This window comes from Micromonospora sp. NPDC047670, assembly GCF_043204915.1.
In the GTDB taxonomy this organism is placed as follows: Bacteria; Actinomycetota; Actinomycetes; order Mycobacteriales; family Micromonosporaceae; genus Micromonospora.
This window is the reverse complement of the sequence record NZ_JBIDDA010000001.1, coordinates 729,448-755,407: the sequence shown is the minus strand read 5'-3', so window position 1 is coordinate 755,407 and position 25,960 is coordinate 729,448. Positions and strand designations below refer to the sequence as shown.

Here is a 25,960-nt window from a genome sequence, read left to right as displayed (position 1 = left end):
TGACGGCGTCAGCGCGGCGGCCCGGCGGGGGGCGGCGGCTGGGGCGGACCGGCCGGGGCGGGTGCTCCCACCAACCGGGCCGCCCGCCAGCCCAGCAGCAGCCCCGGCACCGTGGCCGCCACGGCGAGCAGCAGCGCGGTGCGGGTGTACGCGGGGCGGCCGTAGAGCCAGCCGACCAGCGGCAACGCGGTCAGCGCCAGGGTCAGGGCGGCGGCCAGCAGCACCTCCAGGGCCCACCGACCTCGCGCGCCCCGCAGCCCGCCCAGCGCCCAGGCGGACAGCAGCAGCACGCCGAACAGGAACACGAGCGACGCGACGAGACCAAGTTCCGCGATGACCAGCTCGCGCGTCCAGACCATGGCCAGCGGCGCCCAGGCGACGACGGCGGGCACGGCCAGGACGCTCGGCAGCCAGGGCCCCGCGCCGGCAGGCAGCCGCGCCCGCACCGCCGACACGGCCAGCACGAGCGCCGCCAGCGTGAGCCCCACGAGCAGGGCCAGCAGCGGATCGTCGCCCCGGTCCGCCGGGGTGCTGCGGCCCAGCGCCGGCGGGCGTCCGCCGAACGGGTACCCGCCCACCCGGGCGTCGACGAAGCCGAGCCGTTCCCAGGTCCCGTCCGGCCGACGGATGGCGAAGCCGTCCCGGCCGTTGGCCACCAGCACGACGTGCCGGCCGTCGCCATTGTCCCACACGGTCAGCTCCTGCGCGGCGATGCGCTCCCCGCGCGGCCCCGGGTCCGGGTACTGGCGGCGCAGCACGGCGCGCTGCGCCTCCGTGGCCGCCCAGGCCGGTCGCCAGCTCCGCCCCGCGTCGTCGCTCTGCTGCACGGCGAGCCGGCCGGGGATCAGCCGGTAGCAGCGCGTCGGCGTGGCGGTCGAGCAGCCCCGGCTGACCGGTCCGGCCGCCGACCCCTTCCTGCCCTTCAACGCCTCGGCCTCGCCCCGCGTCGGGTCGCGCCACGTCGCCCCCGCGTCGTCGCTCACCCGCCAGGAGGGCGCGCTGTCGAATGCCCGGTCGGCGTAGCTGTGGCCGATGCCGGCCGCCAACCGTTCGTCGAGGACCGCCGCCCGGACGGCGTCGGGGTAGTGGACGGCGCTGGTCGCCGCCACCGCCAGCGTCGCCGCCGGCAGCAGCACCAGCAGGCGGACCAGCCGGGCGGAGCGCCGCCGCACCGGCTCCCGCCGCGACCGTGACCAGGTCCAGCCCGCGAGGGCCAGCGCCGGCAGGGCGAGCAGGTCCGTGCGGTCCGCCCGCACCAGCGACGGCCCGCTGACGGCGCTCCAGAGCGCCGAGGCGCCGGCGGCGGCGTACCCGCTGGACTTGACGGCGGTGAAGCCGGCGGCGACGAGACCGAGCCCGACCGCGACGGCGGTACGGGCCGGCAACCGCGGTGCCAGCAGGGTGAGCAGCACCGCGACCAGCGGCGGCGCGAGGACCAGTCCGGCGACGTCGCTGAGCTTTCCGGTCAGCGGGCCCGGAAAGGCAGCCTTGAGCAGGTGGTCGTTCACCACGAGCAGGACGAGGGCGGCGACCGTCGCGGGGTGCCCCAGCCAGGCCAGGGTCGCCGGCGCACCGTCGCGGTGCGGGGCCGGGTCGCTCATCGACCCACCGTCGCAACAATTGATCTCGATCCGGCCACGGCCGGGGCAGCATCCGGTACCGGTGCGTCAGGTGCCGTCCGAGGAGTGCCCGGGGAACAGGTGCGCGCTCGGGTCGATGGCCACCGCGGCATTGTTCACCGCCGTGGCGGCCTCGCCGAAGCCGGTGGCGATCAGGCGCACCTTGCCCGGGTACTCGGTGATGTCCCCGGCCGCGAAGACCCGGGGCAGGTTCGTCGCCATCGCGCTGTCGACCACGATGTGCCGGCGGTCCAGCCGCAGCCCCCACTCGGCCAGCGGGCCGAGGTCGGCGGTGAAGCCGAGGGCCGCGACCACCGTGTCCACCGGCAGCAGCTCGACGGCGCCGCCGCGTACGGTGATCTCGGCGCCGGTCACCGCGCCGTCGCCGTGCAGCCCGGTCACCTCGGCGTTGACGATCACCCGCACCGGCAGGTCCAGCACCCGGGCGACGGTGGCCGCGTGGGCGCGGAACTTCTCCCGCCGGTGCGCCAACGTCACCGAGCGGGCCAGGGGCTGGAGGGTCGCCGCCCAGTCGAAGGCGGAGTCCCCGCCGCCGACGATCAGCACGTCCCGGCCGGCCAGCTCCGTCGGCTGGGGCACGAAGTAGACGATCCCGGTGCCGACGAAGTGCTCCGCCACCGGCAACGGGCGGGGTGTGAAGCTGCCCAGCCCACCGGTGACGATCACCGCTCCGCAGCCGAGCTGCTCGCCGCCGGCGAGGCCGAGCACCGGCCGCCCGTCGGCGTACGAGAGCTTCTCCGCGCGGGTGCCGAGCAGGTAGAGCGGGTCGAAGGGCGCCGCCTGGGCGACGAGGTTGGCGACCAGGTCCCGCCCCTTGACCGCCGGGAAGCCGGCCACGTCGTGGATCAGCTTCTCCGGGTACATGGCGGTGATCTGGCCGCCGGGCTCGGGCAGCGCGTCGACGACCGCCACGGAGAGCCCGCGGAACCCGGCGTAGTACGCCGCGAAGAGCCCGGCCGGGCCGGCCCCGATCACCGCGACATCGACCTCGCGCATGGGCGTACCGTCGCTTTCCGCTCACGGATCAACGCGTGCTGATCCCGACGGTAGGGCCGTGGGCGGGCCCGGGCAAGGATGTCCCACCAGGCCGTACAGCGCCGGCGCGTCGGCGCTCAGGGCAGGGTGAGGGTGGACTCCGAGCGGTACGGGCCGCCGAGGTCGTCCCGGCGGCGGCGGAAGACGATGGCGGCGACCGCCCCGCCGAGCAGCCCGAACAGGTGCCCCTGCCAGGAGATCCGCTCGTCGGTGGGCAGGATGCCGACCAGTTGCCAGCCGTAGAGCAGGCCGACCAGCAGGAAGACCGCGAAGTTCCACCAGCTCCGCTCGACGATGCCCCGCATGAGCAGGATGCCCAGGTAACCGAAGATGACGCCGCTCGCGCCCACCACCACCGAGTTGGACGAGCCGGTGAACCACACCCCCAACCCGCTGACCAGGACGATGACGAGCGTCGACCAGAGGAACCGGCGGGCGCCGGCGGCGAGCACGAAGGTGCCGAGCAGGATCAGCGGGATGCTGTTGCTGTAGAGGTGGTCGAAGCCGTGGTGCAGGAACGGCGAGAAGAACACCCCGTCGAGCCCGTCGATGCGCTTCGGGATGATCCCGGCGGCGGTGTCGAAGCCCGCCGCCAGCCCCTGGTCGAGGGCCTCGATGAGGAACAGGAACGGCACCACCGCGCACATGGCGACGAAGGCCCGGCCGAGGGCGGCGTAGAACGCCTCGGTGCCGAACCGGTGGGGGTCGCCGCTTCCCGGGTGCAGGGTCACCCGTCAAGAGCTATCAGGTGACGGCCCGTGCCGCCACCTCTGCGCCGATCCGCGCAACGACACGACTGGCGACGCGCGGGGACACGACGGGCGACGCGCGGGGACACGACGGGCGACGCGCGGGGACACGACGGGCGACCGCGCGGGGACACGACGGGCGACCGCGCGGGGCACGACGGGCGACCCGGGCACGGATCGACGGGCGATCCGGGTGGGGAAAGACGTCGGCGGGGTGTGTGGACGCCCACACACCCCGCCGAGGTCGGTCGGTCAGTACCAGCCCACGTCCTGCGAGTGGGCCCAGGCCTTGCAGGGCGAGCCGTAGCGGCCCTCGATGTAGCCGAGGCCCCACTTGATCTGCGTCGCCGGGTTGGTCTGCCAGTCGTCGGCGACCGAGCCCATCTTGCTGCCCGGCAGCGCCTGCGGGATGCCGTACGCCCCGGAGGAGGGGTTGCGGGCCTTGTGGTTCCAGCCGCTCTCCTTGTTCCACAGCTTGTCCAGGCAGGGGAACTGGTCCATCCCGAAGCCGGCCTTCACCATGAGCGCGCAGCCGACCTCGCGGTTGCCGCTGTACTCGGCGCAGGACGCCGGGATCGGCCCGTCGTACGGCTTGCTCTCGGCGGCCTTCTCCGCGGCGGCCCTGGCGGCGTCCTCGCGGGCCTTCTTCCGCGACGCGGCGGCGGCCTCGGCCTCGCGGGCCCGCTTGGCGGCCTCCTTGGCCGCGGCGGCGGCGCGCAGCTTCGCCTGGTATTCGGCGGCCCGCTGCTTCGCGGACTGCAGCTGGTGGGCGGCGTGCCGTTCGCGCTGGTAGTCCAGCTCGGCCTGCTCGACGGCCACACTCGCCTGCGAGGTCAGGCCCTGTTGCTGGGTCTGGCGGTCTTCGCCCAGGTACACACCGCCGGCAACGCCCACGGAGAGCAGCGCGACAGCGGCAGTGCGGGCGCCGAACCGGCTCCACAGCCGACTCACGAAGTGGTCCCTTCGTCGGGGGCAAGGACACGGCACGGGGCACCCCTGCCTGAGGGGGAGGGCCCGAGCCGCGAGCGCCCCGACCCTGTGCCGGTCGCAGCCGACGTACCGGGGTGGGAGATGTCGGTGTGACGAACGATCACCAACGATCTCGTCGGTACGTGGGCGCTCGTTGGACACCATCGCGCACGGTGAGGCCGATGGGAAACCAAGGAGCCCGAATGTGACTTCCGTCACTCAAATTATCCGGACAAAGCATCACATAGCGGTCATCAGTGCGGGATGTCCTCCAGCAGATCGGTCACCATCGCAGCGATCGGCGACCGCTCCGAACGGCTGAGGGTGACGTGGGCGAAGAGCGGGTGGCCCTTGAGCGCCTCGATCACGGCGGTCACCCCGTCGTGCCGGCCGACGCGCAGATTGTCCCGCTGGGCCACGTCGTGGGTCAGCACCACCCGGGAGCCCTGGCCGATCCGGGAGAGCACCGTCAGCAGCACGCCGCGCTCCAGGGACTGCGCCTCGTCCACGATCACGAAGGCGTCGTGCAGGCTCCGCCCCCGGATGTGGGTCAGCGGCAGCACCTCCAGCAGCCCGCGCGAGGTGACCTCCTCCAGCACGTTCTCGTGCACCACCGCGCCGAGGGTGTCGAAGACCGCCTGCGCCCAGGGCGACATCTTCTCCGACTCGGAGCCGGGCAGGTAGCCCAGTTCCTGCCCGCCGACGGCGTAGAGCGGGCGGAAGACCACCACCTTCTTGTGCCGGCGGCGCTCCATCACCGCCTCCAGCCCGGCGCAGAGGGCCAGCGCCGACTTGCCGGTCCCGGCCCGCCCGCCCAGCGAGACGATGCCGACCGACTCGTCCAGCAGCAGATCGAGGGCGATCCGCTGCTCGGCCGAGCGGCCGTGCACCCCGAACGCCTCCCGGTCGCCGCGGACCAGCCGCACCGTCTTGTCGGGCAGCACCCGGCCGAGCGCCGAGCCGCGCGCCGAGTGCAGCACCAGGCCGGTGTGGCAGGGCAGCCCGGCGGCGGCGTCCAGGTCGAGCGTCTCGCCGGCGTAGAGCCGGCCGATCTGCTCCTCCGCCAGCTCCAGCTCGGCCATCCCCGTCCAGGTGGGGTCGCTAGCTTGGCCGTGCCGGTACTCGTCGGCCCGCAGGCCCACCGAGGCGGCCTTGACCCGCAGCGGCATGTCCTTGCTGACCAGGGTCACCTCCCGCCCCTCGGCGGCGAGGTTCAGCGCGACGGAGAGGATCCGCGCGTCGTTGGAGTCGGTGCGGAAGCCCGGCGGCAGCACGCCGTCGTCGGAGTGGTTGAGCTCCACCCGCAGCGTGCCGCCGGAGTCGTTGGCCGGCACCGGACGGTCGAGCCGCCCGTGCCGGACCCGCAGCTCGTCCAGCATGCGCAGGGACTGCCGGGCGAACCAGCCCAGCTCCGGGTGGTGTCGCTTGCCCTCCAGCTCGGAGATGACCACGAGGGGCAGGACCACCTCGTGCTCGGCGAAGCGGTGGAAGGCCGCCGGGTCGGAGAGGAGCACCGAGGTGTCCAGGACGAACGCCTGGCCGGCTGGTCGGGGCTCCTCGGCGTCGACCGGAGCGGCGGACGCGCCGCGGCGGCTCCGGGTGGTGCGGCGGGTCGTGGCAGTCGCGGCCGTGGTCTGGTCGGCCCCGGCGGTCGTACGGCGAGTCGTCACAGGCCTGCTCCGACGGATGGGCACCCGCCACCCGTGTTCCGCCTCCTCCGGTGCCCGGGGACACGGGGTCGGATGCGGAACCCCGTGTGCGAGGTCGCAGATCCGGGCGGGCCGGCTGGCCCGGGAGAACCCCGTGCCATGCCTAGACGCTAGCGGCGTCGGACCCTGCGGGCTAGAGGGCGATCGTGGAACTCCGGGGACCGGCTCGTTAACGGGCGGCGGCGGAACCGGCCGGGATGCATGCCCCCTGCGCGCATCCCGGCCGGTGGGACCACCGTCACCGGTCTGACGTGGTCCCGACGGTGCGTGTCCGCCGCGGACGACGCACCGCGCCCTGGGTACCGGCCGACGGGGCCTCGGGATCCCCGTCGACCGGGCTCAACCGGTCCGCCGGACCAGGGTGCCGGTCGGGTGCCGCCCGGCCACCGGGGCGGCCGGCGCCGCGAACGACGAGCCGGTGTACGTGGTGCCGGGCCGGACCACCGTGCCGGTGACCCGGGTGGTGGCCGTGGTCGGCGGCGGGCCGGCCAGCGCGGAGGCGATGGCCGCCTGGGCGTCGCGGCGGCGGCGGTTCCAGGCGCCCCGGTCGCCGTCGAAGTAGCCCTGCCGGTAGCCGAACCGGTAGCCGATCCGGTAGCTGAGCTGACCGTGCAGCCGGCCGGCGGCGTAGCTCGTGGCCGCGAGGACGAGGACGAGGAAGACCGCGAGGAAGGGGCTCATTCGGCGGCTCCGGTGCGCCGCGGGTGCCCGGTCACCGCTCCTCCGGCTCGACCGGGGTGGGATCGGCGACCAGCAGCCGGTCCAGGTCGTCCGTGCTGACCTCCTCGACCAGCTCGACGCTGATCCGGCAGCCGTCCAGGACGACCTCGGCCACCGAGGACCGCCGGATCTCCCCGCCGGCGTCGTACACGCGGACGCTGAGTTCCGGGCAGCCGAGGTGGGTACGCCAGGCGTCCCACTCGGCGCGGTCACCGACGCTGAGCGACAGGTAACGGCAGCCTCGGGCGAGGTAGAGGCGCCAGGGCGCGCTCAGACCCGCGGCCACTCCCTGCGCGACCAGACCGAAGGCCTGGGCTCGGGTGGCGAGCTCGGTCACCACACCCCCCTCGCGCCGGGGGCGTGACGCATGTGAGCACTGATCGTCTCATGCACGTGACACACCGTAGATTGTCTCATGGACGTGACAGTATCAGCTTTTCGTCTGATTACTCCCGCCTCTACGGGCATCTATTCTGCCCAGGTGACACCCCTCAGGAGCGGTGCCGGATCGTTTACCGGCACGCCGACAACCGCGTCACGTCCGCGTGACAACAGCGTGCCGGGGCGGGCACCGACGGCCGGCTGGTCGTACCGTCACGACGTGACCGAGACGGCCAACGCACGGAAGATCGCCTTCGCCACCTTCGTCCGTCGGGCGCTCGACGAGGCCCGGGCCACCCGGGCCTGGAGCGGCACCGAGGTCTCCCGTCGCACCGGTGTTTCCCGGCAGACCATCAACCGCTGGGTCCGGGGCGACTGGGCCAGCGACCCGGAGGCCGAACGCGTCGTGGCGTTCTGCGAGGGGCTCGGGCTCAACCCGGCGACCGCCTTCGCCGCGCTGGGCTGGGACCGGACGGCGACGCCCCGCAGCGCCCCCACCCCGCCGCCGATGGACCCCGACGTGGAGGCGCTGCTGCGCCGCCTCGTCGACCCCGACGTCTCCGACGCGGAAAAGTTCCACATCCGGGAGACCATCCGTTACCTCGCATATCGCCCCACCCTGCCGGTGGATGTCCGAAAACGGGGTAAACAGGCCGGCTAGTTCCTCAGATGGCGAAAGAACGGCAGGTCAGACTCATTCGTTTCGCTCCGGGGCCGGAACGGGCGCGCTAGCGTCCGTATTCGTACTGCTTGGGCTCGTCGTCGGCGGGGGGACGGGACAAGGCCGAACCCAGCCCTGCGGGACAGAAGGAGGGGTCTGTCCATGACCCTGAAGTGGATGGCAGTCGTCATCGCCACCGTGTCGGTGACACTGGGCGTGACCGGAAACGTGGTGACCCTGGCGGTCAACGGCGGGCAGCTTCCCCTGCTCGTCAACCTCCTCGCGCTCACCACCACCGGCACCGCGGTCGTCCTGGCGGTGATGGCCGAACTGCACGATCGGCTGAACGACCGGATCAGCGCGCTCGCCGACTTCCTGGTGAACCGCCTCAAGGAGATCGAGGAGCACACCGGCGACCGCAACACCGGGTTCGTGGAGGGCTACCTGCTCAGCCACGGCCAGGAGGCGGCCGTCGTGCCGTTCGGGCGACGGGGACGGGGAGCCGCCGAACGCTGACCCGCCAGGCCCGCCCTCCGCTGCCCGCCGGACGCCACCGCTCGGCCGGGGAATGAGCCGACCCGACCGGGGTACGCTGACGCGCGTGCCGCCGTTGAACCTGGGCAACCAGCAGCCGAAGACCCCGTTGGACGCCGACCGTGCCTGGCGGACGACCGCCGGGCGGGCGGCCGCGACGGTGCTCTTCTTCGACTTCGACGGCACCCTGGCGCCGGTCGACGACGACCCCACCGCGGTCCGGCCCGCGCCGAAGGTGCTCGCCGCGATCGAGGCGCTCGCCCCCGTCGTACGGCGGGTCGCGATCGTCTCCGCGCGACCGGTGGAGTTCCTCCGCGACCACCTCGGCGGGCTCGCCGGGATCGACCTGTACGGCCTCTACGGCCTGGAACACAGCCACTCGGGCGGGGAGACGGTGACCGAGCCGGCGGCCCTGCCGTGGGTGCCCACCATGGCGGAGCTGGCCGAGCAGGCCCGGGCCGAGCTGCCCGAGGGCGCGCTGGTGGAGTACAAGAGGCTCTCCGTGGCGCTGCACTGGCGCACGTCGCCGCAGCTCGGCGGGGCCGTGGAGCAGTGGGGCCGGGCCCAGGCCGAGCGCCTCGGGCTCAAGGTCCAGGCCGGGCGCATGGTGCTGGAGCTCAAGCCGCCGGTCGACCGGGACAAGGGCATGGTGATCGACGAGGTGGTCCGGGACGCCGAGGGCGCCTGGTACTTCGGCGACGACGTCTCCGACATCAAGGCGTTCGCCGCGCTGCGGGCCCGGGCCGCCGGCGATCCGCACTTCTTCGGGGTCTGCGTCGCCGTCGCCAACCCGGAGACCGGCCACGAGGTCGCCGAGGCCGCCGACCTGACGCTGGACTCCCCGGCCGCCCTGGGCGACTTCCTCACCGACGCCACCCGCCACCTGGCCTGACGGGCTCCCGACCGGCCGCGCCGGGCCGGGGTCAGACGCCGTAGCGGCGCTGGCGGTTGGCGTAGGAGCGCAGGGCGCGCAGGAAGTCGATGTGCCGGAAGTCCGGCCAGTTCAGCTCGCAGAAGTAGAACTCCGAGTGCGCCGACTGCCAGAGCATGAAGCCGGAGAGGCGCTGCTCGCCGCTGGTGCGGATGACCAGGTCCGGGTCGGGCTGGCCGCGGGTGTAGAGGTGCTCGGCGATGTGCTCGACGTCCAGCACCTCGGCCAGCTCCTCGATGGTGCCGCCCGAGGCGGCGTGCTCCAGCAGCAGCGAACGCACGGCGTCGGTGATCTCCCGCCGGCCGCCGTAGCCGACCGCGATGTTGACCTCCGCCCCGCCGCTGCGCTCGCGGGTGCGTTCCTCGGCGGCCTTGAGCGCCGCGGCGGTCGACGCCGGGAGCAGGTCGAGCGCGCCGACCATGCGCAGCCGCCAGGGATTGCCCTCCTCGGCCAGCTCGACCACGAGATCCTCGATGATCTTGAGCAGCGGGTCGAGCTCCTTGGCCGGCCGGCGCAGGTTGTCGGTGGCCAGGAGGTAGAGCGTGACGTGCCCGATGCCGGCCTGGTCGCACCAGCCCAGCACATGCTTGATCTTGGCGGCGCCGACCCGGTGACCGTCGTTCGGGTCGACGTAGCCCATCTCCCGGGCCCACCTGCGGTTGCCGTCGCACATCACGCCGACGTGCCGGGGCACCGGCTTGCCCGCGAGCTTGGCCGTCAGCCGACGCTCGTACACCGAGTAGATCAGGTCCCGCAGAGTCATCACCTTGCAGCGTAGCGACCTGCCCCGCGGATCACCGCCTCGGATGGCGATCCCACGCCGGTAGACCGATGCCGATCATGCCCAGCGTGCGGGCGTCGAGCCGCCCGTCGCCCAGCCCCAGCTCGACGACGGTGCGGTAGACCCGCTCGTCCCGGCGGGCCGCCCGGACCGCCGCGTCGACCACCCGCCGGCGCCGGGCCAGCCACGCCGCGAACGAGCTGTGCCGCAGGTGCGCGCCGAGCCGACGGCGCAGCGCCGCCGCGTACCGCCCGGCGGCCTGCTCGGGCGGGCCGGCGGCCGCCGCGCCGGCCAGCGCGCCGGAGAGCAGGGCGTAGAAGATCCCCTCGCCCGTGAACGGGTTGATCAGCGAGAGCGCGTCGCCGGCCAGCAGCACCCGGCCGCGCCCCGGCGAGGGCCGGTGCGTGGACAGCGGCAGGTGATGGGCCCGCAGGTCGGTCACCGTGGCGAGGTCCGTGCCGGGCAGCAGCGCCCCGAGCCGGTCGACCAGGTGGGCCCGCGTCAGCGGCTCGCCCCGCAGCACCTCCCCGTACCCCACGTTCGCCCGACCGTCGCCGATCGGGAACGACCAGGCGTACGCCGGCCAGCGCGGGGCCGACGTGACGATGTGCTGCTCGGGCGGGCCGGGCAGCGCCGGGGCGTAGCCGCGGATGGCGAGCGCCAGGTGGCGGTCGGGATTCGCCCGGTGCCCGAGCGCCCGCCGGACGACGGACCCCGCGCCGTCGGCGCCGACCACCGCCCGCGCGGCGACGTCCCCGTCGAGCACCACCCGGTCGGCCCGGACGTCGACCCGGCGCACCACGTGCCGGCGCAGCCGCGCGCCGGCCGCGACCGCCGCCGCCACCAGCCGGGCGTCGAAGACCGTCCGGGGCACGGTGTACGCCGGCCGGGGCAGCGCCCGGGCCACCGTGCCGCCGCCCGGCCCGACCAGGCGCAGCGCCGGCAGCGGCGCGTACCCGGCCACCGCCTCGGGCACCCCCAGCTCGTCGAGCACGTCCAGCGCGTGCGCCGCGATGCCGTCCCCGCACGCCTTGTCCCGCGGAAAGTCGCAGCGGTCCAGCAGCAGCACGCTCGCCCCCGCCCGCCGGGCCGCCAGCGCGGCGGCCGACCCGGCCGGCCCGGCCCCGACCACCACCACGTCGAACTCGTCGCTCACCGCGTCGTCTCCCTCCGCAGCGCCTCCCGGCCATCCTGCCGCCGCTCCGGCCCGCCACGCCGGCACCTCACCGGCACGTCGGTCGATTCCTTGCCGATCGCCCCCGATGGCGTCCGACGGCGCGCTGCCGAGCCCACCGCCGACCGGCCCCGCGGCACACCCACCCCGCCGGCCCGCCGTCATGCCCGAGATCCGCGACAACGTCAGGGAAGTTGTCCCCTCCCGGTGGAGGGAGGCCGCTCTTCCCTGACGTTGCGCGGCTCAAGGGCGGCCGAGGGCGGATCAGGCACGTGCGAGGGCGGATCAGGCGCGAGCGAGGGTGGTCCCGACGACGCCGGCGGCCCCTGTGGCACCGGCGGGTCGCGTCAGGTGGGGGCCGGGGCGGCGCGCTCGGCGCGGACCGCGCGCCACAGGCCGTAGAGCGTCAGAGCGGCGGCGGCGAGCAGCGGGCCGCCGTCGCGGACCAGCCCGTCGACGCCGAGCAGCCACCAGCACAGCGGCAGGTCGACGGCGAGCACGGCGGCGGTGACCGTCACCAACAGGGTGCGCGCCCAGCCCCTGCCGCGCATCAGGAAGGCGGTGCAGAACAGCACCGCGTAGCTGGTCGCGATGCCGGCGGCGAACCAGAACAGCACGGCGGGCACCGCGGTCAGCCGGTCGTCCAGCACGGCGCCGCCGGCGACCAGGGCCGGAACCAGCATCAGCGGGCTGTAGGTGAACGCGGCGACCCGGCTGGTGAGCAGCCAGCCGTTGACCTCCGGCCGGCGGGGCGGGGCCTCCCGCCAGGAGATGCCGCCGCGGTCGATGACCAGCCGGGGCCGGTGGCGGACCAGGTGCCCGGACACCGCGGGCGAGCGGTGGAGCAGCCAGATCACGGCCGCGCAGAGTGCGGTGAGCAGGGCGAACCCGAGCAGCCCGGGCAACGGCGGCACCCCCTGCCGGGGCACGATCAACCGCCCGACGGCGAACACGGTGGTCACCGCGAGGATCAACCCGAACGGCCGGGCCACCGTCCGGCCGCGACGGACGTGCCCGATCAGCAGCAGGAAGCCGAGCGAACGGAGCATCGCCCAGCCGGTGCGTACGGCCAGCCCGAAGCCCTGCTCCGGGGCGTACCACCAGTTGAGCAGCTCGACCACGACGGTGGCCGCCGCGGTCAGCGCGAGCAGCGTCGTCAGCGCCCGGACGGCGGACGGCCGCCGGACCTGGGTCTCGGCGGCCGTCCTCATGGGATCCGATGATGCCCGGTGCGGGCGTCCGTCACACCTGTCGTCAGCGCTGCGGCGCCGCGTCGAGCCGGGCGCGCAGCGCGTCCAGCTCGGCCCAGAGCACGCCCGGCAGCTTGTCGCCGAACTTCTCGAACCACTCGGTGACCAGCGGCAGCTCGTTGCGCCACTCCTCCGGGTCGACCTTCAGCGCGATCCGGACGTCCTCCGGGGTCATGTCCAGGCCCTCGACGTCGAGCGCGTCCTGCGCCGGGACCATGCCGATCGGGGTCTCCACCGCCTCGGCGCGCCCCTCGAGCCGCTCGATGATCCACTTGAGCACGCGGGAGTTCTCGCCGAAGCCGGGCCAGAGGAAGTTGCCCTCCGGGTCCTTGCGGAACCAGTTGACGTAGTAGATCTTGGGCAGCTTGGACTCGTCGCCGTCGGCGCCCTTGCCCATCTCGATCCAGTGCCGGAAGTAGTCACCGGCGTGATAGCCGATGAACGGCAGCATCGCCATCGGGTCGCGCCGCACGACACCGACGGCGCCGGAGGCGGCGGCGGTCGTCTCGGAGGAGAGCGTCGCGCCCATGTAGACGCCGTGCACCCAGTCGCGGGCCTCGGTCACCAGCGGGATGGTGTCCCGGCGGCGGCCACCGAACAGGATCGCGTCGATCGGCACGCCGTTCGGGTCGTAGTAGTCCTCGGCGAGGATGGGGCACTGGGTGATCGGGGTGCAGAACCGGCTGTTCGCGTGCGAGGAGAGGCTGTCGCTCTCCGGCGTCCAGTCGTTGCCCTTCCAGTCGATCAGGTGCGCCGGCGGCTCGCCCATGCCCTCCCACCAGATGTCGCCGTCGTCGGTCAGGGCCACGTTGGTGAAGATGGAGTTGCCGCGGTCCAGCGTCCGCATCGCGTTGGCGTTGGTCTTCCAGTCCGTGCCGGGCGCGACGCCGAAGAGGCCGTACTCGGGGTTGACCGCGTAGAGGCGGCCGTCGGGGCCGAAGCGCATCCAGGCGATGTCGTCGCCGATGGTCTCGACCTTCCAGCCCGGAATGGTCGGCTCCAGCATGGCGAGGTTGGTCTTGCCGCAGGCGGACGGGAAGGCGCCGGCGATGTGGTAGACCTTGCCCTCCGGCGAGGTGATCTTGAGGATCAGCATGTGCTCGGCGAGCCAGCCCTCGTCGCGGCCCATCACGCTGGCGATCCGCAGCGAGTAGCACTTCTTGCCCAGCAGCGAGTTGCCGCCGTAGCCGGAGCCGAAGGACCAGATCTCCCGGGTCTCGGGGAAGTGCGAGATGTACTTGGTCTCGTTGCACGGCCACGCCACGTCCTGCTGGCCGGGGGCGAGCGGGGCGCCGATCGAGTGCAGCGCGTGGACGAAGTCCGCGTCGTCGCCCATGGCCTCGAGCACCTTCGCGCCCATCCGGGTCATGATGCGCATGGAGGCGACCACGTACGGGCTGTCCGTGATCTCGACGCCGAACATGGGGCTCTCGGCCTCGACCGGGCCCATGCAGAACGGGATGACGTACATGGTGCGTCCGCGCATGCAGCCGCGGTACAGCTCCGTCATCGTCCGCTTCATCTCGGCCGGCGCCATCCAGTTGTTGGTGGGGCCGGCGTCCGCCTCGTCGACGGAGCAGATGAAGGTGCGCTCCTCGACCCGGGCCACGTCCGTCGGGTCGGTACGCGCGTAGAACGAGTTGGGCTTCTTCTCCGGGTTGAGCCGGATCAGGGTGCCCGCTTCGACGAGCTCATCGGTGAGGCGACGCCACTCCTCGTCGGACCCGTCCACCCAGACGACACGGTCGGGGGTGGTCAGTTCAGCGACCTCACGGACCCAGGCGAGCAGTTTGGGGTGGGACGTCGGGGCCTGATCGATACCCCGAACGGTAGCCGGAGCAACCATGACACATCTCCTTGGTGGTCGACGCTGACCGATCTATGGGATGCACGAGTCTTGACGGCGCTGTGCGTCCTTAACGGCGCGGTGCGTCGCCCTTCGTGGAAACCTGGGATTGGCCTCAGCGTAAACCGGGTGACGTCGCCAGTCAGTGGGACTGGTTGTGAAGAACTGCACAAGGTGCGGTCACGCTGCGGCATCACGAGCTAATACCCGCTTTCGCGCGCAGTTTCACGCAAATCCTGTGGGAACTCTCGCCGGCCGAGCCGCCGCGTCCCGCCGACGAACTCGCGAACCGCCCCCGGCCGCGCACCGGAACTCGTTACGCTCTGTCCACAGCCGCACACCCGCCGGGGCGGCTCGTCGTTGCTACCCGTGCGGGATGCCCCCAGCCGGTAGGCTCGGCGTCGTGGCCGCGACGATGACCGGGGAGCCAGGCTCCCGGCAGACCCGCTCGGGTCTGGTCCACGCACTGGTCGAGCGTTTCGGCCACCTCGTCCGCGAGTTGAGCAAGTTCGCCACCGTGGGCGGGATCGCCTTTCTGATCGACTTCGCGCTCTTCAACTACCTGACGAGCGTGCGGGGCGTCGAGCAGGTGACGGCGAAGACCATCTCCACGCTCGTCGCGGCGACCGTCGCGTTCGTCGGCAACCGGTTCTGGACGTGGCGGCACCGCAAGCGCTCCAACCCGGCCCGCGAGTACGCGCTGTTCTTCTTCTTCAACGGCGTCGGCCTGGGGATCGCGGTGGCCTGCCTGGCGATCAGCCGCTACGGCCTCGGCAGCATCTGGCCCGAGGTGTTCCAGACCCCGCTGGCCGACAACATCGCGAGCTACATCGTCGGCACCGGGCTCGGCACGCTCTTCCGATTCTGGTCCTACCGGCGGTTCGTCTTCGTGGAAGCGGGAACCCCAGCCGTTCCGGAAGTGAAGCACGACCGAGACCACGGGGCGTGACCTGCCGCCCACCTCGTCCGGCCGGAGCCTGCCGGCCCCGCCCACTGCCCTAAGGTGTTCCGCATGCGTCTTGTCCGTCTGCTGCCTGAGCGCTGGCAGAAGTTCATCCACGAGGCGCTCAAATTCGGGATCGTCGGCGGCATCAACACCGTCATCAATTACGCGGTGTTCAATGCGCTGGCACTGACCGTTTTTGTCGACGGCCAACTGAAGGCGACGGTCATCGCCACCATCGTGGCGACGATCACGTCGTACCTGATGAATCGTCACTGGACGTACCGCGACCGCCCGAAATCGGCGATGCGGCGCGAATACGCCCTGTTCTTCCTTTTCAACGGAGCCGGCCTGCTCATCGAGCTGGGTGTCCTCGCCGCCGCCAAGTACGGCCTGGGCATGACCAGCCTGCTGGCCCTGAACGTGGCGAAGACCGCCGGCGTGCTGCTCGCGACCCTCTTCCGGTTCTGGTCCTACCGGACGTTCGTGTTCCAACCGGCGCCGGCCCACGCCGCCGAGACCTGGCACAGCATCCCGCGCGACGAGTGGGACACCATGGCCGAGATGGACCCGGTGGCCGACCTGGCCGAGTCCATCTCCGAGCTGGAGGAGGCCCAGCCACCGCCGGGCACCGAACGGCGCGGCCCGGCCCCCGCGCCGGCGACCGGCCAGGGCGCGCCGCTCCAGGGCCGCCCCGTGCCGCTCGACGCCGGCCTCGGCGGCTCCCTCGACCGGGAGCTGGAAGCCGAACTGGCCGCCGAACTCCAGGCCAGCACCCGCCGCACCCCGCGCCGCTGACCCGCTCCGGGGCGGACGGGTGCGGGGGCTCAGGCGGTGGGGTCGCGCAGCGGCTTCCCCTCGTTCATGTCCGCCAGGATGTCGCGCATCTCGGTCTCGCCGAGCGAGTGCTTGTCGTGGTGTGCCTCGACCAGCTCGTAGAGCTTGGTCTGGACCTGGCCGACCCGCGGCACGTCGTGCAGGACCGACTGCCCGCGCTCGCCGGCCGACTCGATGGTCAGCGTCCCGCAGCCGAGCAGCCGCTCGACGAACCGCTGGTTCATCGCGTGGTCGTTGATCCGGGTGAGCGGGATGTCCCGCCGGTCCCGGGAGAGCACCCCCTGCTGGAGCAGCACCCGCTCGTTCGTGAAGAGGTAGTGGGTGGTCCGCCAGACCAGGAACGGCCAGAGCGCCAACCAGAGCACCGCGAGCAGGGCCAGGCCGCCGATGACGGCGAGCGCGACCGAGCCGCCCCCGCCGGACGGCAGCAGCACCACGCCGGCCACGACCGCCGCGACGGCGAGCACGAGCACCGCCACCGGCCGGATCAGCGCCTTCCAGTGCGGGTGCAGGTGCAGCACGACGTGCTCGTCCTCGGTGAGCACGTCCTCCGGAAATGCCACACGAACCTCCTCGCGTCCACGATGTCCGCGATGACGCTAGCGGCTCCCACCGCCTCGCCGCCTCCGCCGCAAGGCCCGTGTCGCGGGGAACCTCGCCGGCGCCGACCGGGCCGTCGGTCGGGGAACCCCCTGGCGCCGACTCGCCCGCCGGCGGGCGGGCGGTCGGGGTCCGCCTCCCCGGGGCGACCTGGTCACCCCAAGGACCGTCGTCACGGTCACGCGCCGGCCTGCCGGAGCAGGACGGCACCACCGATGACCGCTGCGGAGCAGGCCAGCTCCACAGTCTGCATGGCGTGCAAACGAAGCGAATTTTGCATGTGCATGTAGATTATTGTCAGGTCGCGTTCCAACCCGGCCGGTCGGGCCGGCGGACGAAGGAGGGCTGATGGCCACCACAGCGAGCACCGGCAGTGCACGCCCCACGGCCGCGTCCGACGCCGCGAGGTGGGACCAGGTCACCGCCCTGTACGCCCACGTCGAGCACCGGCTCGCCACCGCGTTGCAGCGCGCGCACGGACTGGGCCTGTCCGAGTACCGCGCGCTCGCCCACCTCGTCGAGGCGCCGGACGGCGAGCTGCGCATGCAGGACCTGGCCGCCAGGATCGGCCTCAACCAGAGCTCGGTGACCCGTCTGGTCGGGCGGCTCATAACGGCCGGCTTCGCGTACCGCGACCTCTGCCCGGACGACAGGCGCGGCATCTACACCGTCGTCACCGACGCCGGCCGCACGCGCCACGACCAGGCACGCGGCACGTACGAGCAGACGCTGACCGACGCGCTGGAGGAGATGGCGCAGTCCTCCGGGCCACAGGCCGCCCTCGTCTCGGCGCTCCGGACGGTCGACTGACCTCGGGCTCGGCGCCGCCGACGACGGGTGCCGGCCCTCGGCAGGACGGTGGGACGGCCGATCCTCGGCAGCCCGCCGAGCTACCGCAGGTGCAGGACGTCCCCGGCCGCCACCCGGTGCTCGCCGCCCGACGTCCGCACCACCAGCCGCCCGTCCGGATCGATCCCGGTGGCGGAGCCGACCAACTCACCGCCGCCGGGCAGCAGCACCCGCACCTGCCGGCCCACCGTGTCGCACGACCGCACGTACGCCTCGTGCAGCCCACACTCCCGCACGTCCGCGCCCACGGCCCGCCACTGGTCGTACCAGTCGGCGAGCGCGCGCAGCAGGGCCCGCAGCAGCGGGTCCCGGTCCGTGACCGACGCGCCGGACAGTTGCAGCGAGGTGGCCGGCAGCCCGCCCGGGTTCTCCGGCAGTTCGTGGGCGCGCAGCGTCACGTTCAGCCCGATACCGAGCACGATCGCGGGCGGCCGCGCCGGATCCGCCGCCGGTATCGCCTCGGCCAGGATCCCGCCGCACTTGCGGCCGTCGACGAGCAGGTCGTTCGGCCACTTGAGGCTGGCGTCCAGCTCGGCGAGCCGGGTCACCGCCTCGACCAGCGCCACGCCGGCGAGCAGCGGCAGCCAGCCGTACCCGGCGGGGGGCGCCGGCGGCCAGGCGCGGTCGGCGACGGCCTCGCCCGGCCGCAGCAGCACGCTGGTCGCGATGCCCGCCCGGGCCGGCGACTGCCAGACCCGCCCGCGCCGGCCGCGCCCGGCGGTCTGCCGCTCGGCGATGACGACGAGGCCCTCCGGCTCGCCGGCCCGGGCCGCCTCGGCCGCGTCCGCGTTGGTGGAGCCGGTCTCGGCGCGCAGTTCCAGCCGGGTCCACGGGCCGTGCGGGGCGACCAGCGCGCGCCGCAGCCGCGCCGCCGACAGTGGCGGGCGGTCCAGATCGGTGTACGGCGAGCCCGGCATCCCGCCAGCCTACGGTGCACGGCGCCGGCCACCGCCCGGGCACCGCGCGGCCGGCGGCGGCCCGGTTGAGGCGAACTGCACAGCCGCGCCGGCCTGAACCATCGTTATATTCCCTGGGTGACTACCGAGACCGGGATCAACATCCACAGCACCGCGGGCAAGCTGGCGGACCTGGAGCGACGGGTCGACGAGGCGGTGCACGCCGGGTCGGCGCGCGCGGTCGAGAAGCAGCACGCGAGGGGCAAGAAGACCGCTCGTGAGCGGATCGAGATGCTGCTCGACGAGGGCTCCTTCGTCGAGCTGGACGAGCTGGCCCGGCACCGGTCCACCAACTTCGGCCTGGAGAAGACCCGCCCGTACGGCGACGGCGTCATCACCGGCTACGGCACCATCGACGGCCGGCAGGTCTGCGTCTTCGCGCAGGACTTCACGGTCTTCGGCGGCTCCCTCGGCGAGGTCTTCGGGGAGAAGATCGTCAAGGTGATGGACCTGGCCATGAAGATCGGCTGCCCGGTCATCGGCATCAACGACTCCGGCGGCGCCCGGATCCAGGAGGGCGTGGCCTCGCTCGGCCTCTACGGCGAGATCTTCTTCCGCAACGTGCGGGCCAGCGGCGTCATCCCGCAGATCTCCCTGATCATGGGCCCGTGCGCGGGCGGCGCGGTCTACTCCCCCGCGGTCACCGACTTCACCGTGATGGTGGACCAGACGTCGCACATGTTCATCACCGGCCCGGACGTCATCAAGACGGTCACCGGCGAGGACGTGGCGATGGAGGAGCTGGGCGGCGCCCGTACGCACAACTCCCGCAGCGGCAACGCGCACTACCTCGCCACGGACGAGGAGGACGCGATCGAGTACGTCAAGGCGCTGCTGTCGTACCTGCCGTCGAACAACCTCGACGAGCCGGTGGTCTACGAGGCCCCCGCCGACCTCGACGTCTCGGACGAGGACCGGGAGCTGGACACCCTGATCCCCGACTCGGCGAACCAGCCGTACGACATGCACCGGGTGATCGAGCACGTCCTCGACGACGGCGAGTTCCTGGAGGTCCAGCCGCTCTACGCGCAGAACCTGATCATCGGCTACGGCCGGGTCGAGGGGCGCCCCGTCGGTGTGGTCGCCAACCAGCCGATGCACTTCGCCGGCACCTTGGACATCGCCGCCTCCGAGAAGGCCGCCCGGTTCGTGCGCACCTGCGACGCGTTCAACATCCCGGTGCTGACCTTCGTGGACGTCCCCGGCTTCCTGCCCGGCACCGGCCAGGAGTGGGACGGCATCATCCGCCGGGGCGCCAAGCTCATCTACGCGTACGCCGAGGCCACCGTCCCGAAGGTCACCGTCATCACCCGCAAGGCCTACGGCGGGGCGTACGACGTGATGGGCTCCAAGCACCTCGGCGCGGACCTGAACTTCGCCTGGCCGACGGCGCAGATCGCGGTGATGGGCGCGCAGGGCGCGGTGAACATCCTCTACCGCTCGGAGCTGGCCGCCGCCGAGGACCCCGCCGCCGTACGCGCCGAGAAGATCGCCGAGTACGAGGACACCCTCGCCAACCCGTACATCGCGGCCGAACGCGGCTACGTCGACAGCGTCATCCCGCCGCACGAGACCCGCGCCCAGATCGTCCGCGCCCTGCGGGTGCTGCGCACGAAGCGCGAGACGCTGCCTCCGAAGAAGCACGGCAACATCCCCCTCTGACCCACCCGGCGCGCCCGCGCCACGCCGCCCCGGCGCCGTTGCCGCGTCGTGCGCCACGCCGCCCCGGCGCCGTTGCCCGCGTCGTGCCCGCGCAACTTCGGGGAAGTTGTCCCCTTCCGGCGGAGGGAGGCCACTCCTTCCCTGAAGTTGCGCGGGCCGAGGGCGGGTCGGGGCGGGGCGAGTCGGGGGCGGGGCGGGTCGCGGGGTCAGCAGCGGGGGTTGGCGGTGGCGCACATGCGGGCGGCGGCCACCGTGGCGAGACGGCGCAGCTCGGTCTCGCTGCCGCCCCCGCCGAGGCTGAGGACCGTGACCAGGTCACCCACCCGCACCACCGCGGTGCTCGTCGGCGCCGGGGCACCGCCTGGCTCCCGTCCGACGGTCAGGTGCCGGGGCGCCGACGTGCTGTGCCGCAGCAGCGCGGCCTGGGAGCCGGCGAAGTCGCGTTCGACGACGTCCCACCGGTGCGCCGCACCCGCCTCGGCGACCACCCGCCCCCGCCGATCGGTCTGGCCGTGGCGCTGCCACTCCACGCACGGGGTCAACCGGCGGGCGAGGTCGTCCACGACCATCGGGGCGGCTGCGGGATCCACCCGGTACAGGCCCTGGGTGAGCAGCACGTCTTCGGGCTGCGGGACGGCGCCCGCCGGCCGGGCACGCAGCACTGTCTGCGACCGCGAGTAGCGGGACTCCACCCACTCGACCCTGGCCCCCCTGTTGCGCAGGCAAGCCTCCAGCGCGACGTCGATCCGGACCCGTTCGCCGAGACCGGCCTCGACCAGCGGTGGCGCGGTCGTCGCCGGCAGGTCCGCCGGCTGGAGCAGCGCCTCCGTGGGCACCTCGTTCCCGCCGGGCGCGGTGCCGACCGTCGCCGGGCCCGGCGACGTGGCCGGGCGGTGCCACCAGTCGCCGGCGCCGGCAACGGCGCCGGCGACGAGGAACACGACGGCCGCCGCCGCTGCGGCCGTACGCCTGCTGCGCCGGCGTGCCCGCGCGCGGATCTCGGCGGGCTCCGGCCAGCGGACGTCGCGCAGGTCCCGGTGCAGCCGTTCGACGAACCTCGTGTCGTCACGCATCGGCGGCCTCCTCCAGGTCAGAGACGGCGAGCAGCCCGGCGAGCGCGGCACGCCCCCGGGAGAGTCGGGCCTTGACCGTGCCCACGGGGGCGGCGGTCTGCCGGGCCACCTCGGCCACCGGCATGCCGACGAGGTAGTACAGGGCGATGGCGGTGCGCTGCTCCTCCGGCAGCCGGCGCAACGCGGCGACCACGTCGACGGTGTCGGGATCCGGGCCGGGCACGGTCTCGGTGCCGCCGTGCCGCAGGTAGGCGCGGGCCCGGCTGCGCAGGCTGCGCCAGCGGCTGACCGCGATCCGGCTGGCCACCACCCGCACCCACGCCTCCGGCTCCTCGTACGCGCTCACGGTCGACCAGCGCTGCCAGGCGCGCACGTACGCCTCCTGCACGGCGTCCTGCGCCTCGGCGAGGTCACCGGTGAGCACGTAGACGAAGCCCAGCAGCCGTTGCCGGCTGCCCCGGTAGAACTCGTCGAAGCCGTCGACGTCCGGCACCTGCTACCTCCCCCGTGGCGGTCGCAGGGGACACGCGCCGGCCGGTGCGACAGGTTGCCGGGTCAACCGATCAATTTCTCCAGCTCGGCCAGCCGGAACCCGCCGGCCGGGATCCGTTCCCGCAACGCGCGGCGAACGGCGAGCTGGACGGCGGCGTTGACGGGGGTGGGCACCCCGTGCAGCCGGCCGAGCAGCACGATCTCGCCGTTGAGGTGGTCGGCCTCGGCCGATCCCGCGCCCCGGGCGAGGCTCTGCCAGGTGGAGCTGCCGGCCCGCTCCTCCCCGCCGACCGGCCGGTAGCTGACGAGGTCACCCCGCTCGGCCGCCTCCTCCTCGGTGGTGGTGTGCGCGACGCCGGCCGCGGCGAGCACGGCGATGCCCTCGGCCCGGGCCTGTCGCCGCAGCGCGTCCGGGACCTCCCGGCCGAGCAGCGCCTGGAGGCCGTTGCCGAGGTTGGCGAGCAGCTTGCCGTACTTCCAGCGCATCACGTCGTCGCGAACCGGGGCGACGAAGCCGGCGGCGGTCAGGTCGGCGGCGACCGCGCGGTCGGTGGCGTCCGAGCCGGACGGGTAGCGGCCGAGGTGCAGCATGCCGGGGTGCGGGTGGCCGTTGGCGACCACCACGCCCGGGTCGAGGTGGGTGGCGGGCAGCCAGACGCAGACGCCGTGCACGTCGGCGAAGAGCCGCAGGGCGGTCCGCTCGTTGGACACCCCGTTCTGCGCGGCGAAGAGCGGCAGCCGGTGGGCGGCCGTACCGCCACCAGCCACCGGCGCGTCCGCCCACGCCGCCAGCGCGGCGGCGGTGTCCTGCGACTTGACGGTCAGGACCAGGACGGTGTCGGCGGGCAGCGGGTCGTCGCCCGGCCCGTCGACGGCCGGACCGCGCCAGGTCACCTCGCCGTCGGGCTGGCGCAGGGTCAGGCCCCGCCGCCGGATCGCGTCCAGGTGCGCGCCGCGGGCGACCAGGGTCACGTCGTGGCCGGCCTGCCCCAGCCGTACGCCGATGGCGCCGCCGACCGCCCCCGCTCCGATGATCATGTATCGCATGGGCCCATTCTGCCCGCCCGCGCCGCCGCCCCCCGGGCCACGACGAGGCGGGCGGCCCGACGCGCGGCGGCCCGGTGGCCAAGGCGGATGCCTCCGGGCCCGCCGGTCCCGTCCGCGCGCTCCCGCCGGTGGCCGGAAATTGACCTGCCGCCGACGGGCGGCGCGGGCAGCATGGCGGGATGACCCTCGACCGCGCCGTCCGCCCCTACCGCCCGGACGACTGGCCGGCGATCGCCCGCATCCACGACGCCGCCCGGATGGACGAGTTGCGCTGCTCGGTCGGCGTCGCCGCGTTCCGGTCCCTGGCCGACACCGCCGAGGGCGAGGGCCTCTTCGACGGCGAGGTGTGGGTGGCCGTGCACGCCGGCGAGGTCGTCGGGTTCGTGGCGCTGGCCGACGCCGAGGTCACCTGGCTGTACGTGGATCCGTCGCACTACCGGCAGGGGCACGGGCGGGCGCTGCTGCGGCACGCCCTCGAAGCGGCGGGCGACGTCGCCGTCGAGACGACCGTGCTGGCGGGCAACGACGGCGCGCTCGCGCTCTACCTCGCCGAGGGCTTCCGGCTGGCGGAGACGAAGACCGGCCGCCTGGCCGGCAACGAGGAGTTCCCCGCGACGGGGCACATCCTGCTCCGCCCGGCTCCGGCCTGACCGCTTCCGTCCGCCCCGTGCGACGCCGACCCGACCCAGCCCGCACGCCGACACCCCTCGACTCGGAGCGCCGGGCCGGCGACCGCCCGGCTCCGGGCGTGAGGCCGGCGACCGCCCCGCTGAGGTGTCAGGCCGATGCTGGCTCAGCTCAGGGCGTCAGGCCGGCGCTGGCTCGGCTCAGGGCGTCAGGCCGGCGTCGGCGAGGATCGGGCCGGCGAGCAGCAGCGCACCGGCGGCGAGGGCGACCAGGTTGGCCAGGGCGAAGACGGTGACCCAGAAGAACGCGGGCAGCGGGGTGAGCCCGGCGAGCTGGTCGGCGTCGGACGCGGGCATCCGGCCCCGCGAGCGCAGCCGCTGGAGCTCCACCACCGGCCGTACGCCGCCGAGCAGCAGGAACCACACCCCGGTGTACGCGAACGCGGCCTGCACCTGCGGCGTGGCGTACCAGGACACGGCGAGCACCACCCCGCCGGTGACCAGCAGCGAGAGCACACCGAACGCGTTGCGGACCATCACCAGCATGGCGAGCAGCAGCGCCACGGCGACCCAGAGCAGCAGGGTGATCCGGTTGCCGCCGAGCAGCCACGCGCCGGCCAGCCCGACCAGCGGCGGGGCGACGTAGCCGGCGAGCAGGGTCAGGACCATCCCCGGGCCGGTCGGTCGGCCGGCGGACAACGTCAGCCCCGAGGTGTCCGAGTGCAGCCGGATGCCGTGCAGCCGGCGGCCGGTGAGCAGGGCGGCGAGCGCGTGCCCGCCCTCGTGGGCGATCGTGACGGCGTTGCGGGCGATCCGCCAGGGCAGCCGGGTGGAGACGACCGCCAGCGCGACGGCGGCGGTCAGCAGCACCAGCAGCGGCGGCGGGTCCGGCTGCGCCGCGAAGAGCCTGTCCCAGAGACCGCCGAGCCCGTCGATCGACACCATGGGGCGCGAGCCTACCGGCCCCGCCCTGTGTCGCCGCGCCCTCCTCGGGTCCGTATCGGGGCAGGCTGATCCGTCGGCGACAGGAGCGGGGGTGGACGCCCGCGGTCGCCGAGGCGGTGGACGTCCGGTCCGGCGTCGACCGCCTCGTCAGCACCGGTCCCGCGCCGTCGCGCTGACCGGCACGCACCTGCGACCGCCGGGGCGCCAAGGGCCCGCACCGAGCGTGACCCCGACGGCACCGTACGCGCGTCGGATGCGCCCGGCACACATACGACACCCAGCATCTATGTAGATATCTTTAGCGCCTCTTGTGATCGAGGGCATTTACCTCCAAAGATGGATGTCAATTCCCATCGGCGTCCTTGGAGGCATCCATGACCCGTACCAGAACATCCCTGCGGCGGCTGCTCGCCACCGGCCTCGCCACCGTCGCCACCGCAGCGGCGGCGCTCGTCGCCACCGCGACCCCGGCGGCGGCCGCCACCACGCCCGGCATCGACGTCTCGCACTACCAGGGCGCCATCAACTGGACGAGCGTGCGCAACGCGGGCATCCAGTTCGCCTTCATCAAGGCCACCGAGGGAACGAGCTACAAGGACCCGAGGTTCAACACGAACTACGTGGCCGCCTACAACGCCGGCGTCATCCGCGGGGCCTACCACTTCGCCCGGCCCAACATCTCCTCCGGGGCCACCCAGGCGAACTACCTGGCCTCGAACGGCGGCGCCTGGTCCGCCGACAGCCGCACCCTCCCCGCCGCGTTGGACCTCGAGGCCAACCCGTACGCCGGCGGCTACTGCTACGGCCTCAGCACGGCCGGCATGCGGAACTGGGTCCAGGACTTCCTCAACACCTACCGCGCGCGCACCGGCCGCTACGCGGTCATCTACACCACCACGAGCTGGTGGAACCAGTGCACCGGCAGCTGGACCGCGCCGTGGGCCAACCACCCGCTCTGGGTGGCCCGCTGGTCCAGCACGGTCGGCACCCTGCCGGCCGGCGCGCCGTTCTGGAGCTTCTGGCAGTACACCGACCGCGGCAGCGTCGCGGGGATCAGCGGCGCCGTCGACCGCAACTACTGGAACGGCGACCGGACCCGGCTGATCGCACTGGCCAACAACACCTGAGGCTGAGCCCGGAGAGGCGCTTGGCGGCAGCGGGATCGGCTGTCACCGTACGGTCGACAACTGGTCCGGCTGCCGCCACGCCACCGTCACGGGCGTCAGGCCCGCCGTTCGGCCTGCGGGCGTCAGGCCCGCCGTCGGGCCGCCACCGGAACGGTCACCGCGTTGTCGCGAGCGAGCCCGCCACGGCGCGTGACCCGCCAGGCAGCCACTCCAGCGAGGGTGACGGTGACGACGCTGAGCAGCGCGAACAGTACCGGCAGGCCGGCGCTGACGAGCAGCAGGACGATGTCGCCGAGGGCCACGAGCATCCACAGTGCCACCCGAGGCCGCGCGTCCTTCAGTCGGTAACCCATGTCGTACCTCCTTCCGTCGTGCGGAAGAGGTACCCCGTACGAGGGAAGGCCATGCGAATCAATCTCGCGG

27 protein-coding genes and 1 pseudogene are annotated in these 25,960 nt (G+C 73.5%); 10 read left to right on the top strand and 18 right to left on the bottom strand.

Annotated elements, in window-relative coordinates:
- Positions 1-8: 8 nt before the first annotated feature.
- The 7 genes from ACGF7U_RS03635 to ACGF7U_RS03605 all read right to left on the bottom strand — a co-directional run bounded on the left by ACGF7U_RS03635 (position 9) and on the right by ACGF7U_RS03605 (position 7,159).
- Entirely contained in the window at positions 9-1,601 is a 1,593-nt protein-coding gene (locus tag ACGF7U_RS03635) for a hypothetical protein (protein ID WP_393102501.1), read from the bottom strand.
- A 66-nt stretch (positions 1,602-1,667) separates the two neighbouring features.
- Entirely contained in the window at positions 1,668-2,636 is a 969-nt protein-coding gene (locus ACGF7U_RS03630) for an NAD(P)/FAD-dependent oxidoreductase (RefSeq protein WP_393102499.1), read from the bottom strand.
- 116 nt (positions 2,637-2,752) lie between these two features.
- Positions 2,753-3,406 (bottom strand): rhomboid family intramembrane serine protease, encoded by a 654-nt coding sequence (locus ACGF7U_RS03625; RefSeq protein WP_393102498.1) that lies wholly within the window; start codon positions 3,404-3,406, stop codon positions 2,753-2,755.
- Between the two features lie 270 nt (positions 3,407-3,676).
- Positions 3,677-4,375, bottom strand: a complete 699-nt coding sequence (locus ACGF7U_RS03620; protein ID WP_393102497.1) for a lytic transglycosylase domain-containing protein — start codon at positions 4,373-4,375, stop codon at positions 3,677-3,679.
- A 272-nt stretch (positions 4,376-4,647) separates the two neighbouring features.
- Positions 4,648-6,063, bottom strand: coding sequence for a PhoH family protein (locus ACGF7U_RS03615; RefSeq protein ID WP_393102496.1), 1,416 nt, complete (start codon positions 6,061-6,063; stop codon positions 4,648-4,650).
- Between the two features lie 378 nt (positions 6,064-6,441).
- Entirely contained in the window at positions 6,442-6,783 is a 342-nt protein-coding gene (locus ACGF7U_RS03610; protein WP_393102495.1) for a hypothetical protein, read from the bottom strand.
- Between the two features lie 31 nt (positions 6,784-6,814).
- A complete protein-coding gene (locus tag ACGF7U_RS03605; protein WP_393102494.1) occupies positions 6,815-7,159 on the bottom strand; it encodes a hypothetical protein in 345 nt (114 codons plus the stop codon).
- A 264-nt stretch (positions 7,160-7,423) separates the two neighbouring features.
- On the opposite strand from ACGF7U_RS03605, the gene ACGF7U_RS03600 reads away from it, so the two are divergent.
- From ACGF7U_RS03600 to otsB, 3 genes are all read left to right on the top strand, one after another.
- A complete protein-coding gene (locus tag ACGF7U_RS03600; RefSeq protein WP_393102493.1) occupies positions 7,424-7,864 on the top strand; it encodes an XRE family transcriptional regulator in 441 nt (146 codons plus the stop codon).
- Positions 7,865-8,026: 162 nt separating this feature from the next.
- Entirely contained in the window at positions 8,027-8,380 is a 354-nt protein-coding gene (locus tag ACGF7U_RS03595; protein ID WP_393102492.1) for a hypothetical protein, read from the top strand.
- A gap of 85 nt (positions 8,381-8,465) precedes the next feature.
- Complete coding sequence (gene otsB / locus ACGF7U_RS03590) at positions 8,466-9,290, top strand: trehalose-phosphatase (RefSeq protein WP_393102491.1); 825 nt, start codon at positions 8,466-8,468, stop codon at positions 9,288-9,290.
- 31 nt (positions 9,291-9,321) lie between these two features.
- Here otsB and ACGF7U_RS03585 read toward each other — a convergent pair whose 3' ends face one another.
- From ACGF7U_RS03585 to ACGF7U_RS03570, 4 genes are all read right to left on the bottom strand, one after another.
- A complete protein-coding gene (locus tag ACGF7U_RS03585) occupies positions 9,322-10,092 on the bottom strand; it encodes an isoprenyl transferase (RefSeq protein ID WP_393102490.1) in 771 nt (256 codons plus the stop codon).
- Positions 10,093-10,123: 31 nt separating this feature from the next.
- Positions 10,124-11,266, bottom strand: a complete 1,143-nt coding sequence (locus ACGF7U_RS03580) for a geranylgeranyl reductase family protein (RefSeq protein WP_393102489.1) — start codon at positions 11,264-11,266, stop codon at positions 10,124-10,126.
- A gap of 365 nt (positions 11,267-11,631) precedes the next feature.
- A complete protein-coding gene (locus tag ACGF7U_RS03575) occupies positions 11,632-12,495 on the bottom strand; it encodes a hypothetical protein (protein WP_393102488.1) in 864 nt (287 codons plus the stop codon).
- A gap of 43 nt (positions 12,496-12,538) precedes the next feature.
- A complete protein-coding gene (locus ACGF7U_RS03570) occupies positions 12,539-14,380 on the bottom strand; it encodes a phosphoenolpyruvate carboxykinase (GTP) (protein WP_393102487.1) in 1,842 nt (613 codons plus the stop codon).
- Between the two features lie 157 nt (positions 14,381-14,537).
- On the opposite strand from ACGF7U_RS03570, the pseudogene ACGF7U_RS03565 reads away from it, so the two are divergent.
- The 3 genes and pseudogenes from ACGF7U_RS03565 to ACGF7U_RS03555 all read left to right on the top strand — a co-directional run.
- Positions 14,538-14,622, top strand: a pseudogene (locus ACGF7U_RS03565) (GtrA family protein); the annotation flags it as partial.
- 173 nt (positions 14,623-14,795) lie between these two features.
- The gene (locus ACGF7U_RS03560; protein ID WP_393102932.1) at positions 14,796-15,329 is read left to right on the top strand and encodes a GtrA family protein; all 534 of its coding nucleotides are present in this window, start codon (positions 14,796-14,798) and stop codon (positions 15,327-15,329) included.
- Positions 15,330-15,392: 63 nt separating this feature from the next.
- The gene (locus ACGF7U_RS03555) at positions 15,393-16,121 is read left to right on the top strand and encodes a GtrA family protein (protein ID WP_393102930.1); all 729 of its coding nucleotides are present in this window, start codon (positions 15,393-15,395) and stop codon (positions 16,119-16,121) included.
- A 29-nt stretch (positions 16,122-16,150) separates the two neighbouring features.
- Here ACGF7U_RS03555 and ACGF7U_RS03550 read toward each other — a convergent pair whose 3' ends face one another.
- Positions 16,151-16,723 carry a PH domain-containing protein gene (locus tag ACGF7U_RS03550; RefSeq protein WP_393102486.1) on the bottom strand — a complete coding sequence of 191 codons (573 nt, stop codon included), beginning with the start codon at positions 16,721-16,723 and terminating at the stop codon, positions 16,151-16,153.
- A gap of 385 nt (positions 16,724-17,108) precedes the next feature.
- Here ACGF7U_RS03550 and ACGF7U_RS03545 point away from each other — a divergent pair, with 385 nt between their 5' ends.
- Complete coding sequence (locus tag ACGF7U_RS03545; protein ID WP_393102485.1) at positions 17,109-17,570, top strand: MarR family winged helix-turn-helix transcriptional regulator; 462 nt, start codon at positions 17,109-17,111, stop codon at positions 17,568-17,570.
- 80 nt (positions 17,571-17,650) lie between these two features.
- Here ACGF7U_RS03545 and ACGF7U_RS03540 read toward each other — a convergent pair whose 3' ends face one another.
- A complete protein-coding gene (locus ACGF7U_RS03540) occupies positions 17,651-18,526 on the bottom strand; it encodes a biotin--[acetyl-CoA-carboxylase] ligase (protein WP_393102484.1) in 876 nt (291 codons plus the stop codon).
- A gap of 117 nt (positions 18,527-18,643) precedes the next feature.
- Here ACGF7U_RS03540 and ACGF7U_RS03535 point away from each other — a divergent pair, with 117 nt between their 5' ends.
- Positions 18,644-20,227 carry an acyl-CoA carboxylase subunit beta gene (locus ACGF7U_RS03535; RefSeq protein ID WP_393102483.1) on the top strand — a complete coding sequence of 528 codons (1,584 nt, stop codon included), beginning with the start codon at positions 18,644-18,646 and terminating at the stop codon, positions 20,225-20,227.
- 206 nt (positions 20,228-20,433) lie between these two features.
- Here ACGF7U_RS03535 and ACGF7U_RS03530 read toward each other — a convergent pair whose 3' ends face one another.
- The 3 genes from ACGF7U_RS03530 to ACGF7U_RS03520 form a co-directional block, all read right to left on the bottom strand.
- Entirely contained in the window at positions 20,434-21,300 is an 867-nt protein-coding gene (locus ACGF7U_RS03530) for a hypothetical protein (RefSeq protein WP_393102482.1), read from the bottom strand.
- The gene (locus ACGF7U_RS03525) at positions 21,293-21,793 is read right to left on the bottom strand and encodes a SigE family RNA polymerase sigma factor (protein WP_393102481.1); all 501 of its coding nucleotides are present in this window, start codon (positions 21,791-21,793) and stop codon (positions 21,293-21,295) included. The genes ACGF7U_RS03530 and ACGF7U_RS03525 overlap by 8 nt, the downstream gene beginning before the upstream one ends.
- 62 nt (positions 21,794-21,855) lie before the next feature.
- Positions 21,856-22,839, bottom strand: a complete 984-nt coding sequence (locus ACGF7U_RS03520; protein WP_393102480.1) for a ketopantoate reductase family protein — start codon at positions 22,837-22,839, stop codon at positions 21,856-21,858.
- Between the two features lie 179 nt (positions 22,840-23,018).
- Between ACGF7U_RS03520 and ACGF7U_RS03515 the strand changes: the two genes are divergently transcribed.
- Complete coding sequence (locus ACGF7U_RS03515) at positions 23,019-23,489, top strand: GNAT family N-acetyltransferase (protein ID WP_393102479.1); 471 nt, start codon at positions 23,019-23,021, stop codon at positions 23,487-23,489.
- A gap of 177 nt (positions 23,490-23,666) precedes the next feature.
- Here the strand turns inward: ACGF7U_RS03515 and ACGF7U_RS03510 are convergent, their stop codons facing one another.
- A complete protein-coding gene (locus tag ACGF7U_RS03510; protein WP_393102478.1) occupies positions 23,667-24,410 on the bottom strand; it encodes a M50 family metallopeptidase in 744 nt (247 codons plus the stop codon).
- A gap of 374 nt (positions 24,411-24,784) precedes the next feature.
- Between ACGF7U_RS03510 and ACGF7U_RS03505 the strand changes: the two genes are divergently transcribed.
- Positions 24,785-25,537, top strand: a complete 753-nt coding sequence (locus tag ACGF7U_RS03505) for a GH25 family lysozyme (protein WP_393102477.1) — start codon at positions 24,785-24,787, stop codon at positions 25,535-25,537.
- A gap of 122 nt (positions 25,538-25,659) precedes the next feature.
- On the opposite strand, the gene ACGF7U_RS03500 is transcribed toward ACGF7U_RS03505, so the two are convergent.
- Positions 25,660-25,890: a hypothetical protein gene (locus tag ACGF7U_RS03500; RefSeq protein WP_393102476.1), complete on the bottom strand. Its 231-nt coding sequence runs from the start codon at positions 25,888-25,890 to the stop codon at positions 25,660-25,662.
- Positions 25,891-25,960 lie beyond the last annotated feature (70 nt).